This window comes from Halobacillus mangrovi, assembly GCF_002097535.1.
GTDB lineage: Bacteria > Bacillota > Bacilli > Bacillales > Halobacillaceae > Halobacillus > Halobacillus mangrovi_A.
Window position 1 is genome coordinate 457,595 of the sequence record NZ_CP020772.1, and the last position, 14,785, is coordinate 472,379.

Consider the following 14,785-nt stretch of genomic DNA (forward strand, 5'->3'; position numbering starts at 1 on the left):
AAGAGCTAGACGAGACCCCGCAGGAAAGCGAGTCGTTTCCCAGACACACCCAACTTCTCCCACTGGAACGGACCCAATTGAATAAAGCAAGCGCAGTAGTGTTTTTTAAAAACAAGCTCCACATAAAAAAAGCTCAGAGCAAACTCTGAGCTTTTACGTTATTTTTCATCCATCTCATGAGGACGGGCTTCCGTTACGTACGTTCCGGCAATAAAGTCATGGATAGCCCGGTGATCTTCTCTCATTCCAACCATGAATGCACTGACGATTACTCCAATACCAAATGTAAGAGCGTAAACAAGTCCTGCAACTAGATTGCGGAGCAACATTGTCAGGATACCTACATTTGAACCGTCTTTTTTGACAATACGAATGCCGACGATCCGTTTCCCCACAACATAACCACTCCATAAGATGGGAACAATTGTTTGATACGCTACATAAATATTTTGGCTGTAGGGGCTGTCGAATTCCCAACCAAATAGCAGTTGCCCTAAAATGGCGATGGGCAGACTAATTAACAGGATATCTAAAAAGCCTGCTGCTAATCTTTTCCAAAAACCGACTGGCTGCTTCATTTACTCTTCCTTTCTATGCGTCTATGTCTAATTATCTATTTTAAAGAAAGGATATGCGGGTGGAAAGGGGGAGATGCAAAAAAACAGCCCAGAACCTGAAACAAGTCCTGGACTGTCTTTTTTTGATTAATAACGAGGGTTTACTTCAACGACTTTTTCATCCGCTGATTTTTCTTCTTCCGATGTAGTCAGTTCATCTTTTGCTTCTTTTGCTTTCTCTCCTGCATCTTGAAGGTCTTCGCCAGCATCTTTCGCCGTTGAGATGATTTCTTCGGATTCTTCTTTAATGTCTTTTGCTCGTTCTGTGATTTCTTTTCCTTGATTGTTCATAACATCCTGTACGGTAGCTACAGCCTCATTGATAACGGAAACTGTTTTTCGTACGCGTGTGACAAGGTCATCCTTTTTGCCTGATGGGTCTTCTTTTACTTCAGAGGCATAGCCGCTGACGGCATCTTTGGTGGATTTAGATCCATCTTTAAGTCGTCTTCTTTGCTCGGGATCTTTTATTAAAACAAAGGCTCCTCCAATGAGTGCGCCTGTCAACATAGCTAAAGGAAGCTTTTTACCGCTGCTCTTTCTTTTCGTCGTCTGGGTAGTTTCCGTAGTAGCTGCTGTTTGAGTCGGTTGAGTTGGTTGTGTCGTTTGTTCGTTTTGCATAAATCATTTCCCCTTTACTTTAATATTTTCCTCTGCTTCTGCTTTTAAACGCTGTTTAGCAGAATCATAGATATGATAATTGGTTTTCCCGCTTTCATAAAGTTCATTCTTCTTACGGTTGTATTTCGTTTTGTAGACAGGTGATTCTTTTTTTAGTTTGTGAACACCTATCCCGCCTACAATCCCTGCTGCCAAACCAGTAATCCAATCTCTTTTGCTCATCGTGTCTGACTTTCCAATTGGACGGATTTCAAGGCTTTGCGTTTTTGCATGAGGTAATAGGAGAGAGCAAGAGCACCGTATATGCCTCGCCAGCCTTCTTCATTGATCTTCTGCTCTCCTTCATGAGTGCTCTGTTTGACAGAATAGGTCATGTCGACAAGCGATGAAGTCAGTTTCCTGGAGGATTCTCCAATATCTCCAACGATGTAGAAAAGAGGGCTTAGTGCTCGGATCTTTTCGTTGACATCTGCAAGCGTGTCGTTACTATTGTGTAAAACGTTTGATGTTTCTTTCATAACTGAGTCAAGTTGATCAGGAAGCTGGTCAACGGTTTTGCGGACTCCCCCAAGCACGTTAGCCAGATTATTTAAAGCTTTAATGAGAAAAATGGATACGATCGCAAAAGCGATGCCGATGATAAGTACTCCTATTCCTAGATAATCCATTCGTTTAACCTCGCTTTCCTATTTTGATTTTTTAGATTTAAACCTTAAGTATAGCTCTATAGCTGCATCTCCCCATCGCATCGCCTTGGCGACTTGGTCATCAGACTTATCGGAAGCGTGAGCGACGCTTTCTGCCATTCCTTGCAGCGTATTGTTGACGTTCCCCATAGTAGAGCCCATATGGTTGAGCGAGTCAACAAATCCATTGAGGGATTGGGTCTTTTGCTGAACATCATCAGCAATCGTATTTGTCTTTTTCAATAGACTTTCAGATTCTGTAGTGATGCCCTGTATCTGTCCCTCTACTTTTTCAAGTGTATTAGAGACACTGCTCATCGTACTTGATGCTGCTTTTAATGTTTTTACGACGAAAATTGCGATAAATGCGAAAGCAATCGCAATAATGAGTAAACTGATTCCCGCTAATGACATTACCATTCACCTCTTTATTCGTTTAGTTTGCTATACCACTAACCATTTTAAATGAAACACAAAACAAATGAGACTATCTTCCTTTTTCTGTCACCTCAGGTCATCCATATTTTGTAAAACATTAAAGTGGTAAATTTTTGTATTCAAACAGGTTTAACTCATTCGATTTGGTGATAACGCTTACAATAACTGCGTTTGTTCCAGATATAACCTTTGCTACAAATTTTTCAGATATTAGACAATAATCGACAAAACTTTTCAGAAAATTTATAGGATTTCTAATTGTAAAAGGACTACTGTGATTTTATGATAAATATAAGAGACATCACAGTATGTCAAATTTTATAGAAATATAATCCATAGAGGAGTGGTGGCGTGGTCAATAATACAACACTAGAACATGACATTTATTTATTTCATCAGGGAAACCTCCGATACAGTTATAAGCTTCTCGGAGCACACCCAGACACTCAAGATGGAGAACAAGGCATCCGTTTTGCAGTCTGGGCTCCGAATGCCAAGCAAGTAAGCGTTGTTGGTGATTTCAATCAATGGGATGGAAGAGAGCATCCGATGGAAAGATTCAATGACAACGGTATATGGATGACGTTCATTCCTAACCTTGATCAAGGAACCATTTATAAGTATGAGATTTTGACCCCTCATGGTCACCTGCGCTTGAAAGCAGACCCTTATGCTTTTTCTAGCGAGTTACGCCCCGAGACGGCCTCTGTGGTCCACCCGCTGGACAATTATACATGGAGTGATGATGAATGGATGAGAGAGCGCAAGGCGAAAAATCCCTACGAATCGCCAATGTCCATTTATGAGATTCACTTAGGTTCATGGAAATATATTGAACCGGAAGTCTTCTATAATTTCCGTGAATATGCCGAGTGGGTTATTCCTTACGTCAAAAACCTCGGTTATACACATATCGAACTTCTCCCCATTATGGAACACCCCTTTGATCGGTCCTGGGGATACCAAATTACCGGCTATTATTCCGTAACTGCACGATATGGATCGCCGGATGACTTTAAATACTTCGTTGACCAGTGTCACCAAAACGGCCTCGGTGTCATTTTGGACTGGGTTCCAGGACATTTCTGTAAAGATGAGCACGGCTTAAGACGTTTTGATGGTGAAGCTCTGTATGAATATGAAAACCCTAGCAAGGCAGAGAAGACCCAGTGGGGTACGTTAACTTTTGATTTTGGTAGAAATGAGGTTCAGAGTTTCTTAACCTCAAACGCAATCTACTGGCTGAAAGAATATCACCTCGATGGACTTCGTGTAGATGCCGTTGCAAGCATGCTTTACCTTGACTTTGGTAAAGAAGAAGGCGAATGGGAGCTGAATGAATACGGTGGAAGAGAAAATCTCGAAGCTGTCGAGTTCATTAAGAAAATGAACGAAGCCATATTCGAGGAAATCCCTGACACCTTGATGATGGCAGAAGAGTCCACATCCTGGCCATTAGTCAGTGCTCCGACTTATATCGGAGGACTTGGCTTCAACTACAAATGGAACATGGGATGGATGAATGACATGCTTAAGTACATTGAAATGGATCCAATCCATCGGAAGTACCACCATAATTTGATTACTTTTTCATTGATGTATGCCTACTCTGAAAACTTTGTATTACCGATTTCTCATGATGAAGTCGTTCATGGTAAGAAATCGTTATTAAATAAAATGCCAGGCGATTATTGGCAGAAATTTGCAAACTTAAGGGCATTTCTTGCCTATATGTATGCTCACCCTGGTAAAAAACTATTATTTATGGGAGGTGAATTCGGTCAATTCGATGAGTGGAAGGATTTAGAGGATCTAGACTGGGAACTGTTAGATTACGACTCTCACAACAACACGTTGAATTACGTTAAACAGCTGCATCAACTCTATAGAGATACGCCAGCTTTATGGGAGTTGGATCATAAGGAAGAAGGATTCTTCTGGATCGATCCTAATAACTATGAGCAAAGCATTGTTTCATTTGCACGCAATAGTCGGACTTCAAATGACCAACTAATTGTCGTATGTAATTTCACACCACAAGTTTACCACGACTATAAAGTAGGGGTGCCGAAACATGGCTCATACAAAGAAATATTCTCGAGCGATGCGGAACAATACGGAGGTTCTGGGCAAACGAACGGGTTGCCTTTACACACGATCCCTGAGCCTTGGCAAGGGCAAGATCAGCATATAACCATGACGATTCCCCCGCTCGGTGTGAGCTTCTTGAAGAGAACTTCAGTATCTAAGGAGGAGAATCATGAAAAATAAACAGTGTGTAGCGATGCTTTTAGCTGGTGGACAAGGAACCAGACTGAAATCACTAACCAAACAGATAGCAAAACCTGCCGTTTACTTTGGCGGCAAGTACCGAATCATCGACTTTCCACTAAGTAACTGCGCCAACTCTGGCATTGATACAGTGGGTGTTTTAACACAGTATGAACCGCTGATCCTCAATGATTATATCGGAATTGGGGACACGTGGGATCTTGATCGTAAATTTGGAGGTGTATCTGTACTTCCACCGTTTATGCAGGCTGAAGGCGGAGGCTGGTACACAGGTACAGCGAATGCGATTTACCGTAATCTGAAATTCTTAAATCAATATGATCCTGAACACGTTCTTGTCTTATCAGGCGATCATATTTACAAAATGGACTACAGCGAAATGCTCGATTATCATATCGGCTCTGGAGCGGACGCGACCATCTCCGTCATTGAAGTTCCGTGGGAAGATGCGAGCCGCTTTGGCATCATGAATACGGACGATGGCGGTCGTATTGTCGAATTTGATGAAAAACCTGAAAAACCGAAGAGCAACCTGGCATCGATGGGTGTCTACATTTTCCGCTGGGATGTGCTGAAACAGTACTTGATCGAAGATGCGGAAAAAGAAGACTCCTCTCATGACTTCGGGAAAGATATCATTCCTGCTCTTCTTTACGACTATAAAAAACTAATGGCTTTCACGTTTGAAGGTTACTGGAAAGATGTTGGTACAGTAGACAGCCTTTGGGAAGCCAATATGGATCTACTGAAGAAGGAACCGGAATTGAACCTTAATGACCATACGTGGCGCATGTATTCAAAAAATCCTAACCAGCCGCCGCAATATATCGCTCCACAGGCAACGGTGAATAATGCGTTGATCAACGAAGGGTGCCGCATATACGGAACTGTCGATACGTCGATTATCTTTTATGGCGTACATGTCGATGAGTCTTCCGTTGTAAAGGATTCAGTCATCATGCCTGATGTGAAGATTGGTAAAAACGTTAAAATCCATCGTGCGATCATTGCAAAAGGAACGGTTGTTGAAGATGGCGCTGTTATTGGCGATCCATCACCAGACAGTGAGATTACCTTAGTGGCAGAACAAGGAAGTGTACTGGCAAGCAGCTACGCAACTAACAGTTAAGAGGAGGATTCCATGGACCGTATAGCAGGAATTATCAATTTAGACCACGAACAAGATGTATTAGATGAGCTGACTTATTTCCGGTGCGGAGCTGCTGTTCCGTTTGCAGGCCGTTATCGAATGATCGATTTTGCGATTTCTAACATGACGAACGCTAGGATCGAATCCGTGGCGGTTTTCGCTCGACGTAAATATCGTTCACTGATGGACCACCTGGAACAAGGGAAGGCGTGGGATCTTGACCGTAAGTTTGGAGGATTGTTCATCCTTCCTCCTGACTGGAACGATCCGACGGATATTTCACGAGGCGACCTTCAGCATTTTCACAACAACATCGATTTTATTAACCGGACATTAGCTAACTATATCCTTGTATCAGGGTCTCAAAATATTTGTAATATCAACTACCAGGATGTCCTTGCTGAGCACAAAGAGTCAGGGGCTGATGTGACGGTCGTCTATAAGAAAGTCGATGAGCTGTATCCTGAACACGATCGTGCCCATAAACTGGATATTGATGAGAATAATAGAGTCACAGCCATTCACAATGATCAGCATAACTCAAATGTTTATATGGATATGTATATCATCGATAAGAATGTACTGCATGACTTGATTGATGAGTGTATTGCTCACGGCTGTACTCACTTTTTCCTTGATGGAATTAAAGGGAAGCTTCCAGACATTAATATTAATGCTTATGAATATACGGGGGCGCACGCGTTAATCAATTCTATTGAAAGCTACTATCGTAATAGTTCTAAGCTTTTGGATCCGGAAGAGCAGGAAAGATTCTTCAAAGAAGATAACCCGATCTACACGAAAGTGAAAAACGAAGCCCCTTCTAAATATTTGACTACATCTAATGTAACGAACACACTCGTTGCCAATGGTTGTATCATTGAAGGGCATGTTGAGGACAGTATCTTGTTTAGAGGTGTGAAGGTAGCTGAGGGAGCTGTCGTTAAGAACTCCATCATCATGCAGCGTTGTGAAATTGACAGTAACGCGGTGCTGGAGAATGTCATTTTAGATAAAGATTGTTCGATTTCTGAGGGACGCACGTTAATCGGTGCACCTGAGAAACCTTATGTAGTTCCAAAACGAAAAACAATGTGATGGAGACCTTTTGATAAGGTATCCATGAACGAAGATAAAGGGACTGTCTGAACCGATTTTTCTGGCAGTCCTTTTATCTTACTAGAGTTTAGTGATGTGTTGCACATAATTAAAGGAGTGAGAAATAGTGAACGTATTGATGATTGGATCAGAATGTACCCCTTTTATTAAAACAGGAGGGCTTGCCGATGTATTAGGATCTCTGCCACAAGCCCTTAAGGAGCAGGGAGTCGATGTCCGCGTTGTTCTACCAAAATATGAAAATATGGATGACCATTGGAAAATGCAATTGACCCACCTGGATGAACTGAACGTGCAGATGGGATGGCGGAACCAATATGCTGGCGTGGAATATATAGAATACGAAGGAATACCAGTCTACTTTATTGACAACGAGTATTATTTTAAACGTTCAAATCTGTATGGATATGATGACGAAGCCGAACGATTTGTCTTTTTCAACAGAGCGATCATGGAGATGGTGGTTGGTATGGACTGGCGTCCTGACGTCCTTCATTGTCATGATTGGCAAACGGGATTGATTCCTGCTTTTCTACATACACATTATAAAGATGTAGAGAAACTTCAAGGGGTAAAGACCGTTTTCACGATTCATAACTTAAAATACCAAGGTGTTTTCGCACGATCCGTATTACATGATTTGATGGACTACGATGAGGGTATGTTTAGAGATGACACCTTCGAATTTTTCGGTGACATTAATTTTATGAAAGGTGCACTGAATTTCTCAGATTTTATTACGACTGTAAGCGAAACTTATGCAAATGAGATTCAAACTCCTTATTTTGGGGAAAACCTAGACGGAGTTCTAAGAAAACGCTCCAATGAGTTAATTGGAATCGTCAATGGGATCAATGATCAAAATTATAATCCTTTAAAGGACGAAGCTCTTGCATTTCCTTACCGTACTTCCTTGATCAAGAAGGCGCAGAATAAAATGTGGCTTCAGGAGCAATTAGGATTACCGGTAAGAAAAGATGTACCTATGATTGGCATCGTTTCCAGACTAGTAGAACAAAAGGGATTCGATCTTATTGGACGTGTCATTGATGAACTTTTGTATCATGATGATGTGCAAGTGGTATTGCTTGGTACAGGAGAATATCAATATGAACAGATGCTGCAATGGGCGCAGGATAGACATCCAGATAAAATGTCTACGAATATCCGATTCTCTGAACCTTTCTCCCGTCAAATCTACGCGGCAAGCGACTTCTTCCTTATGCCTTCGAGATTCGAACCATGCGGTATTGGGCAATTGATTGCTCTAAGATATTTAGCTGCTCCGATTGTTCGTGAAACAGGCGGACTTGCGGATACGGTAATTCCTTTCAATGAGGAAACTGGTGAGGGGAACGGGTTCACTTTTGATAATTACAACGCTCATGACATGCTCTATACAATCCGACGAGGAATCGAATTCTATCATGAACCTGCTGCTTGGCAAAAACTAGTGAAAAATATTTGCAAGAGTAAGTTCACATGGAAGGACTCTGCTGATCAGTATATGGATTTATATGAATCTATGTTTCAATAGCAGAGGTGATAGGAGGAAATCATAATGGTGATGTTCAGCGACAAAGAGGAATTTAAGCAGGCGTTTACATCAAAGATTGAAACAGAGCTGGGAAAGACAATTGAAACGGCAACGGAGTTTGATTCTTATCGGGCACTTGGAGCACTCGTGAAGGATAGGATCAGTGAGAATTGGCTGAATACTGAACGCTACTACAAGGAGAATAAGACAAAGCAAGTCTATTATTTTTCAATGGAATTTTTGATGGGACGTTTACTAGGAAACAATTTGCTTAATATGGAGATTCTTTCACTCGTGGATGAGGGCTTGAAAGATTTGGGTTTATCCTTGTCTGAGCTTGAAGAGGAGGAAAATGACCCTGGCCTTGGTAATGGTGGATTAGGACGCTTAGCGGCTTGTTTTTTAGATTCGCTAGCTTCCTTGGAGTTGGCTGGACATGGTTATGGCATGCGGTACAAGTATGGCATGTTCGATCAGCGAATAATCGATGGGGAGCAAGTCGAGCTTCCAGATTATTGGCTGTCCAAAGATTTTATTTGGGAGGTTCGCCGACCGGAAGACTCTATCGATGTTAAATTTGGAGGTTACGTATACTCCGACAAAGATGCTAATGGGAAGTTGAATTTCAAATATAAAGATTATGAGCAAGTGAGTGCTGTCCCTTACGATGTGCCTGTTGTCGGCTACAATAATGAGACGGTCAATACGCTTCGCTTATGGTCTGCAGAACCTACAGCCGAAGATACGCTGGCAAGAGCGGAGAATGAAAAGGAATTCGGGCATTTTTTAAATCATAAGCGATCTTTAGAGTCGATTTCCGAGTTCTTGTACCCAGACGATTCCAACGAAGAAGGAAAACGTCTGCGTCTGAAGCAAGAGTATTTTCTAGTATCTGCTGGAGTTCAGTCGGTCGTTCGATCCTTTGAAGCATTAGAGTTGCCATGGTCGTCCTTCCCTGATCAAGTGGCTCTTCATATTAACGATACTCACCCAGCATTAGTCATTCCAGAATTAATGCGCATTCTGATGGATGAAAAAGGTATCGGCTGGGAAGAGGCATGGGATATTACGCAATCATCCGTTTCTTATACGAACCATACAACGTTAAGTGAAGCGCTAGAATCATGGCCGGTGGAGATGGTTCGTTCCTTGCTGCCGCGCATTTTTATGATCATAGATGAAATTAATGAGCGGTTCTGTCAGGAATTGTGGCGTACGTATCCGGGTGACTTTGACCGGATTGCTGACCTTGCCATCGTAGCAGACGGACAAGTGAAAATGGCTCACCTTTCCATTGTCGGAAGCCACAGTGTAAATGGTGTGGCAAGACTCCACACGGAAATTTTGAAAAAACGTGAAATGAAAAGGTTTTATGATACATTCCCAGAGCGTTTTAACAATAAAACAAACGGAATCACGCACAGAAGATGGCTGATGCATGCGAATCAGCCGCTTGCTTCGGCAATTACGGAGGCTATTGGAGACAAGTGGATCGAACAGCCTAAATTGTTGAATAATCTTTTAGATAAGAAAGATGATTTAGCCTTTTTAGACCGTTTGGATGACATTAAACAAAAGAACAAGCGGGACCTGGCTGACTGGGTCCACCAAACCCAGGGGATTGCTGTCGACCCGAATTCTATTTTTGATGTCCATATTAAACGACTTCACGGATATAAGCGACAATTGCTTAATGCCCTTCATATCATGCATTTATATAACGAATTAAAGTCGCATCCAACGATGGATATGGTCCCAAGAACCTTTTTCTTCGGTGCAAAAGCAGCGTCCAGTTATTATTTCGCAAAGAAAGTTATCCAGCTTATTAACCGGATTGCCCATGTGATCAACAACGACCCGGATGTCAACGACAAAATGAAAGTCGTATTCTTACCGAACTATTCTGTATCCATTGCTGAACGGGTCATTCCTGCCAGTAATGTCAGTGAACAGATCTCGACAGCGAGTAAGGAAGCCTCGGGAACGGGGAATATGAAATTTATGATGAATGGTGCGGTCACTGTCGGCACAATGGACGGCGCAAATGTGGAGATTCATGAGCTTGTCGGAGACGACAACATTTATACATTTGGATTAAGCTCTGACGAAGTGCTGGAATATTACCGCAACGGCGGTTATTCATCCAAGCAAATTTATGATCAGGATGAACGTGTTCGTCATACGCTGGATCAATTAATTCACTACAGTCCTTTTTCAAAAGGGGAAACACAGTTTCAAGATATTTACGACGCTCTCGTTCACCATAATGATGAATACTTTGTATTGAAAGATTTTGCTGATTATATTCTTGCGCAAAAACGTATCAGTCAGGATTTTGAGAAAAAACGCCAATGGAATTTAAAGAGTCTTATAAACATCGCTCAATCTGGTAAATTCTCAAGTGACCGTACGATTCAAGAATATGCATCGGATATATGGAAAATCCAAAAGGTTCGTACGTTAAAGTGATGGTTTAGGGGGTCTTCAAGTGAGACAAAACGATGTTTATCACAATAGTTTTGAACAATCATATAGAGAGCCTTTCGGTGCAGCGCCGAAAGGTTCTAATGTTACATTAACGATTGATGTTCACAACCACTTTCAAGTATCTCATGTCATGCTGCATTATATCTTGGATCGCACAGATGATGAGCGCATAAAAGAGATGGACTTATATAGTGAAGAACATCATTATAACTCCTATGAAACGACCATAAAAATGCCAGACGACCCACAGTTGATCTGGTATTTCTTTCAAATCATTTTAGAAGACGGAACGATGTATTATGGCCGGGAAAATATTTTTGAAAGCGGCGAGGGGAAAATCTATGATCATATTCCTCCATCCTGGCAAATTACGGTCTATGACCACGAATATGAAACCCCGGATTGGTTTAAAAATGCAACCATGTATCAAATCTTTCCGGATCGTTTTTACGCAGCAGGCGAGATTGATTCATCCAAAGCCCCAAAAACAAGCCTCATGCATTCCCATTGGGAGAATGATCCCATCTATATTAGAAATGAAAGAGGCGAAGTCATTAGGTGGGATTTCTTCGGAGGCAACCTTCAAGGCATTATTGAAAAATTGGATTATATCCAATCCCTGGGTGTGACCGTCATCTACTTAAACCCAATTTTTGAAGCTGAAAGTAACCACAGGTATGATACAGGGGATTATCATACGGTAGACCGGCTGCTGGGTAGCAAGGAAGATTTAGAGCTGCTGATCAAAGAAGCGGCTGACCGTGATATTGAAATTATGCTTGATGGTGTGTTCAGCCATACAGGCAGCAACAGCATCTATTTTAATCGGGAAGGACAGTACGATTCTCTAGGAGCCTATCAATCGAAAGAATCTCGCTATTATCCATGGTATAAATTTTATAATTATCCGGATGATTATGAAGCGTGGTGGGGTGTAGGCACGTTGCCGACACTGAATAAGGAGAATCAAGACTACCAGAATTTCTTGATCCATAATGAAGATAGTGTCATTAAAACGTGGCAAAAGTCAGGAATGAAGCACTGGAGGCTAGACGTTGCCGACGAGCTGACAGATGATTTGATCAGCCAGCTTAATACACAACTGAAAAAGCATGATCCATCAAGTGTTTTACTAGGGGAAGTGTGGGAGGATGCTTCCAACAAGACTTCCTACGGTAAGCGTCGCGATTATTTCTTGGGCGGTGTGCTTGATTCCGTCATGAATTATCCGTTAAGAAAGATCATGCTTGATTTTATTAAAGGTGATATTGATGCACATTATGTAGATCGTCGTCTCACCACATTATCTGAGCACTATCCTAAGCAGTATTTTTATGCGCTCATGAATATGCTGTCCAGTCACGATGTGGAGCGTATTAAAACGATGCTTGAAGGATATTTGCCGGATCACTATTCCCAAAAACATAAATCTGATCTCGTTGACCGTCAAGTGAAGGCGCTTAGCTTATGGCTGTATGCGTTTCCGGGCGTTCCGTCTCTTTATTATGGAGACGAAGCAGGGTTAACAGGAGGCGCTGATCCGGATAACCGTAAACCTTATCCATGGGATAGGGAGGATCAGGACCTTTTATCATGGTATAAAAAAATAGGTAAATGGCGCAGAGAACATAATGCGCTGCGTACTGGACACTGGAAGTCATTCGCTTTTCACGGAGATATCTATGGATTTGAACGCTGGATAACGAATGGCGTAGATGCGTTTGGAGAAAAGGTATCCGATGAGCAGCTGATTTATTTGATGAACCGGAATCACCATGAAAAAATCAGTGTCAGCCTTGACATCTCAAAAGGAAAGTGGCAACACTTGGAAAACAAGAGAAGGATTTTCAAAGCTAAAAAAGGAAATCTTTCTTTAGATTTAGAACCTGGTGAAAGCATGCTGCTTAGACACATGCAATAACATCGAGGAGGCATCATTGTGGGATTTTTAGATGGATTGATGGGAAATGCCAGTAAAGTAGATGTAGAAAAGCTTGAAAAAGAGCTTGGAGAAGTCCTGATCGAAGGGGAAAAGATTCAAAGCGGGTATAAGGTTCTTCGTGATTCCTTCATCTTTACGGATAAACGGCTTTTACTGGTTGATAAGCAAGGAATGACAGGGAAGAAAGTGGAATACCATTCGATTCCTTATAAAAGTGTGACTCATTTCAGTGTTGAGACAGCTGGGAGCTTTGATCTGGATTCTGAATTGAAAATATGGCTCTCCGGTTCGCATGAACCTATAGGAAAACTCTTCAAAAAGGATAGCCCCATAGAGGACGTACAAAAGACTTTAGCGGAACATGTACTATAAAAGAGCTATATCTAAGCGTATTGCCCAACAGGTCAGAGGATCTGTTGGGACTTTTTGTTTGTCCAGATTAGTAGTTGAACCTTCATTGAAGATTTATTTCAAGCGCTTGACGCTTTTGTCCCTTGAAATAAATCAAAAAATCCTCCAATATAATATATAGATTTTAAGAATAGTAAGAAAATTAATGAAAGCGTTATCAAACGGGAGGGCATGAGATGAAGCTTGAATTGACTCAAAAGCAGACGACAGGTTTATTCATGACAACTGAGGTTCGTCAAGCAATTTCATTACTCCAGTATTCTGCGATGGATGTATGGGACTATGTACAAGAAGAGATGCTGAATAATCCACTGCTGGCGGTGGAGGAAAGAGGGTTTTCCGAATCTTACAGTTCTCGTAGCCGCAATCAGGCAGGGGAAGCCATGAATAACGTAGTTGAATTTTACCCGGGGCATGAGAAAGGCTGGAGAGAGAAACTGTTTGATCAAATCAAATGGCAGCTGAATTCAAAAGAAGACTATGAAGTCATGCAGTATCTTATTTTAAACTTGAATGAACGCGGGTTTTTACCAATAGAAGTGAACGAAATATCTGGGTCACTAAATGTCTCATCATCATCCGTTACGGATAATCTCCAACATCTCAAAGACTACGAGTCTAGAGGGTTGGGCTCATCCGGTACAAGAGACTATCTAATCTATCAAATTAAGCAGCAGTTTCCTGAAGAGGGTCTGCTCATGCAGCTCGTGGCGTACTATCTGGACGATATAGCGAACCGGAGATGGAATCAATTATCAAAACAGTTAAGTGTTTCTCAAGCGGATATAAAACAAGCGTTTACCTTATTAAAAAAGTTACGTCCTCACCCCTATATCGATTCAATCATGCAGCCGGTAAAGTACATGGTTGCAGATATTATTGTGAAAAAAGAGGGGACTGACTATCTCCTGACAGACTCTAATTCACCGTTTTCTTCCATTCATATCGATTCCTCCTATGCTAGCTTGAAAAAGGATGCCAAAGCCGAATCGTTCTTGAATGACTGCTATAAAAACGCTAATTGGCTGATCAGAAGTATTGAGCAGAGGCGTCAGACCATCCTTAAAGTAGCGAAAGTCATCGTAAAGGAGCAAATCGCTTTTTTAGAAGGAGGGCCTTTGCATCCTCTCACCTATAAGCAGGTTGCTGAACAGATTGACATGCATGAATCCACTGTCAGCCGGGCGGTATCCAATAAAGTCATGCAGACTTCCCGTGGTGTCTTTGAGATGAAGTATTTCTTCACGACGGGGCTTTCGCAAAATGACTCGACGATCTCTTCCACTCAAGTGAAGAATCATATTCAAGGCTTGATCGATCAGGAAAACAAAAGCAAGCCGCTCTCCGATCAAAAACTTGCTCAGGTTTTGAAAAAAGACTACGGCGTTGAAATTTCCAGAAGAACAGTGGCAAAGTACAGGGAAAGCATACAAATACCTTCTTCTTCTAAAAGAAAAGAGTGACCCAAAAGCACTTATATGCATT

The 14,785-nt window shown here is 41.7% G+C and carries 13 protein-coding genes; 8 read left to right on the forward strand and 5 right to left on the reverse strand.

All coding sequences use genetic code 11. The features are described 5' to 3' along the window. Nucleotides 1-158: 158 nt before the first annotated feature. The 5 genes from HM131_RS02425 to HM131_RS02440 form a co-directional block, all read right to left on the reverse strand. Nucleotides 159-578 carry an RDD family protein gene (locus HM131_RS02425; RefSeq protein WP_085027590.1) on the reverse strand — a complete coding sequence of 140 codons (420 nt, stop codon included), beginning with the start codon at nt 576-578 and terminating at the stop codon, nt 159-161. A gap of 126 nt (nt 579-704) precedes the next feature. After that, a complete protein-coding gene (locus HM131_RS02430; protein WP_232324851.1) occupies nt 705-1,238 on the reverse strand; it encodes a hypothetical protein in 534 nt (177 codons plus the stop codon). 3 nt (nt 1,239-1,241) lie between these two features. Then, on the reverse strand, nt 1,242-1,460 hold the full coding sequence (locus HM131_RS21020) for a hypothetical protein (RefSeq protein ID WP_232324852.1): 219 nt from the start codon (nt 1,458-1,460) through the stop codon (nt 1,242-1,244). Beyond that, a complete protein-coding gene (locus HM131_RS02435; protein WP_085027592.1) occupies nt 1,457-1,906 on the reverse strand; it encodes a DUF948 domain-containing protein in 450 nt (149 codons plus the stop codon). The genes HM131_RS21020 and HM131_RS02435 overlap by 4 nt, the downstream gene beginning before the upstream one ends. Before the next feature lie 18 nt (nt 1,907-1,924). After that, complete coding sequence (locus HM131_RS02440; protein WP_085027595.1) at nt 1,925-2,338, reverse strand: DUF948 domain-containing protein; 414 nt, start codon at nt 2,336-2,338, stop codon at nt 1,925-1,927. A gap of 375 nt (nt 2,339-2,713) precedes the next feature. Here HM131_RS02440 and glgB point away from each other — a divergent pair, with 375 nt between their 5' ends. From glgB to rpoN, 8 genes are all read left to right on the forward strand, one after another. Beyond that, nucleotides 2,714-4,633: a 1,4-alpha-glucan branching protein GlgB gene (gene glgB / locus HM131_RS02445; RefSeq protein WP_085027597.1), complete on the forward strand. Its 1,920-nt coding sequence runs from the start codon at nt 2,714-2,716 to the stop codon at nt 4,631-4,633. Beyond that, complete coding sequence (locus HM131_RS02450; protein ID WP_085027599.1) at nt 4,623-5,783, forward strand: glucose-1-phosphate adenylyltransferase; 1,161 nt, start codon at nt 4,623-4,625, stop codon at nt 5,781-5,783. Before glgB ends, HM131_RS02450 begins: the two co-directional genes overlap by 11 nt. A gap of 12 nt (nt 5,784-5,795) precedes the next feature. After that, on the forward strand, nt 5,796-6,902 hold the full coding sequence (glgD, locus tag HM131_RS02455; RefSeq protein WP_085027601.1) for a glucose-1-phosphate adenylyltransferase subunit GlgD: 1,107 nt from the start codon (nt 5,796-5,798) through the stop codon (nt 6,900-6,902). 127 nt (nt 6,903-7,029) lie between these two features. After that, nucleotides 7,030-8,460, forward strand: coding sequence for a glycogen synthase GlgA (gene glgA / locus HM131_RS02460; protein ID WP_085027603.1), 1,431 nt, complete (start codon nt 7,030-7,032; stop codon nt 8,458-8,460). A gap of 30 nt (nt 8,461-8,490) precedes the next feature. Then, nucleotides 8,491-10,929 carry a glycogen/starch/alpha-glucan phosphorylase gene (locus HM131_RS02465; protein WP_085031746.1) on the forward strand — a complete coding sequence of 813 codons (2,439 nt, stop codon included), beginning with the start codon at nt 8,491-8,493 and terminating at the stop codon, nt 10,927-10,929. Nucleotides 10,930-10,948: 19 nt separating this feature from the next. Beyond that, complete coding sequence (locus tag HM131_RS02470; RefSeq protein WP_085027604.1) at nt 10,949-12,868, forward strand: glycoside hydrolase family 13 protein; 1,920 nt, start codon at nt 10,949-10,951, stop codon at nt 12,866-12,868. An 18-nt stretch (nt 12,869-12,886) separates the two neighbouring features. Continuing rightward, the gene (locus HM131_RS02475; protein WP_085027605.1) at nt 12,887-13,261 is read left to right on the forward strand and encodes a PH domain-containing protein; all 375 of its coding nucleotides are present in this window, start codon (nt 12,887-12,889) and stop codon (nt 13,259-13,261) included. A gap of 215 nt (nt 13,262-13,476) precedes the next feature. Next, nucleotides 13,477-14,763, forward strand: coding sequence for an RNA polymerase factor sigma-54 (gene rpoN / locus HM131_RS02480; protein WP_085027607.1), 1,287 nt, complete (start codon nt 13,477-13,479; stop codon nt 14,761-14,763). Nucleotides 14,764-14,785 lie beyond the last annotated feature (22 nt).

What these genes read in the sequence shown, in the direction of transcription:
- HM131_RS02425 (WP_085027590.1), bottom strand. Translation starts at nt 578, where the DNA reads ATGAAGCAGCCAGTCGGTTTTTGGAAAAGATTAGCAGCAGGCTTTTTA.
- HM131_RS02450 (WP_085027599.1), top strand. Translation starts at nt 4,623, where the DNA reads ATGAAAAATAAACAGTGTGTAGCGATGCTTTTAGCTGGTGGACAAGGA.
- HM131_RS02430 (WP_232324851.1), bottom strand. Translation starts at nt 1,238, where the DNA reads ATGCAAAACGAACAAACGACACAACCAACTCAACCGACTCAAACAGCA.
- glgD (WP_085027601.1), top strand. Translation starts at nt 5,796, where the DNA reads ATGGACCGTATAGCAGGAATTATCAATTTAGACCACGAACAAGATGTA.
- HM131_RS21020 (WP_232324852.1), bottom strand. Translation starts at nt 1,460, where the DNA reads ATGAGCAAAAGAGATTGGATTACTGGTTTGGCAGCAGGGATTGTAGGC.
- HM131_RS02465 (WP_085031746.1), top strand. Translation starts at nt 8,491, where the DNA reads ATGTTCAGCGACAAAGAGGAATTTAAGCAGGCGTTTACATCAAAGATT.
- HM131_RS02440 (WP_085027595.1), bottom strand. Translation starts at nt 2,338, where the DNA reads ATGTCATTAGCGGGAATCAGTTTACTCATTATTGCGATTGCTTTCGCA.
- HM131_RS02435 (WP_085027592.1), bottom strand. Translation starts at nt 1,906, where the DNA reads ATGGATTATCTAGGAATAGGAGTACTTATCATCGGCATCGCTTTTGCG.
- rpoN (WP_085027607.1), top strand. Translation starts at nt 13,477, where the DNA reads ATGAAGCTTGAATTGACTCAAAAGCAGACGACAGGTTTATTCATGACA.